Source organism: Kluyvera sp. (assembly GCF_047971185.1).
Taxonomy (GTDB): Bacteria; Pseudomonadota; Gammaproteobacteria; order Enterobacterales; family Enterobacteriaceae; genus Kluyvera.
The window spans coordinates 1-1,884 of sequence record NZ_JBKDZH010000138.1; the positions used below are offsets into that span (position 1 = coordinate 1).

Annotated in this window: 2 protein-coding genes; both read left to right on the forward strand. The window is 45.8% G+C overall.

Translation table 11 applies throughout. The features are described 5' to 3' along the window. Positions 1–696: 696 nt before the first annotated feature. Entirely contained in the window at positions 697–906 is a 210-nt protein-coding gene (locus ACK5JN_RS23975; RefSeq protein WP_416872435.1) for an ATP-binding cassette domain-containing protein, read from the forward strand. An 850-nt stretch (positions 907–1,756) separates the two neighbouring features. Beyond that, positions 1,757–1,884: ATP-binding cassette domain-containing protein (locus ACK5JN_RS23980; protein WP_416872436.1), on the forward strand; the 128-nt coding region annotated here is incomplete at its 3' end.

The window sequence follows — 1,884 nt, forward strand, 5'->3', positions numbered from 1 at the left end:
AGTAGTCAGCACTAACAAGGTTGTTGTTTTGGTGGCAGAAATGAGAGATCTTGCCACAAAAACGACTTTGATGAGTGTACAATAGCTGGCTTCCCATATTTACTGTAGCTGTGCCCTCACTATCGGCAGGGCACCAACGGCAGCAGCATTATTTTTTAATTACCGTTACACACAATTAGTTGGCCATTTGGACGCTGTGTTTGTATGTGCCAGAAAAGTAAGCTATAAAATAATTTTCTACGTTGTTAACACATGAGATGTCTAATATAACAGGAATGACAATCATAAAAACATGAGCCCTTGTCTCCACAGCTGATATTGTGCCTCTGACTGGCTGCCACACTTTGTTTCAGTGACTGTGATTCGCTAGGAGAGTGTGACGGCGCATATTATTACTATTATACAGGTTAAAATAAGCAATTTTCGTACTATTTTGGGGGGGGGGCTGGAGCGGTTTAATTCAATTGACATTGTTTCCTATGGGAAAAATAAATTCATTCTTTGAACAAATCGAAGTTCAAAGAACCTCCTGGAATGGATTGTGTTAGAAGTTTGAGGACCCACTGTATTTTCTTTTAAAAATACCATTAGCATACTTTAGGTTCTGTTTTGTGGTGAATCAAAATACAGAACAGGTTGGAGCCTGATCTAATACAAGTGTTGCACTGGGTGTGTGCTGCAGATGCTGCTGTGAAGGTGGAAGGCGGCTGCTTCTCGTGGGAGGGCGACGGGGAGCAGGCGAGCTGGAGGCTGCAGGACATCGAGCTAAACATCCCTCATGGCCGACTAGTGGCCTTGGTGGGTAGTGTTGGCTCGGGCAAAAGTTCCATCCTGTCAGCCCTCCTCGGGGAGATGAAGAAGGACGCCGGCAAAGTGGTGATCAACGTAGGTGGCGCTGATCCGTGAATCAGTGTGCAAGAGTGGATAAACTGAATATACTTAAGTCATGCAGTTTGTGCAACTACGATTGAAAGTTTCAAACAGAGGTTAACTAGATTTATGGAGGGGGGAGATACATTGTGAATAGATGGTTCTCAGGAGCTGCCATGGCCAACTGACATCTAGTAGTCCCCCAATATCATTAAGACTATATCCTTGTGAATACAAAAAATAACTGCCACAAGCCATAGCTTATGAAACTAATATTCACCGATTTATAGGAAACACTTTATATGGACTGTAGGTATGGTCTTTTCTTCCTTTCTTTTTATGTGTCCCAACAACACTTTACAGGGCAGCGTGGCTTACGTGCCACAAATCCCGTGGGTCCAGAACGCCACCCTGCGGGACAACATCACATGGGGACAACCTTACCACCCGAAGCGCTACCGGCGCGTGGTAAGGGCGTGTGCACTCCAGGCGGACTTCGACATGCTGCCGGCGGGTGACATAACTGAAATTGGCGAAAACGTGAGTACTGCAACTTTCGTGTTGTACAGGTGATGAGGCCAACCAATCCACAAATACTGCCAATTCCGTTACAGTTACGCATATCACCAGGCCGAAGCTTTCACAGTTTATTAGCATTTAGTTTCTGCATCTGTGAACTCGCCTAGCGTAGAATGTTTCGCGTATATGGTAATTTATTGCATCAATGTTAAGCAGCGTGAGGAGAGTTTTAATGTGTGCTTGCACACTGACTACGGAACCGGCGGATTAATAAAGACCCGTTGTGTTTAACAAAAGACTTTCTGACGTAATGATGTAGAAAAAGGGCACTACTTTCACCCCCCTCCCCCCTGTCTACACGCAGGGTATCAACATCAGCGGCGGACAGAAGCAGAGGGTGTCCCTAGCACGGGCGATCTACAGTGATGCCAACATCTTCCTGCTGGACGACCCTCTTAGTGCCGTGGACTCTAACGTGGGCAGACACATCTTCAA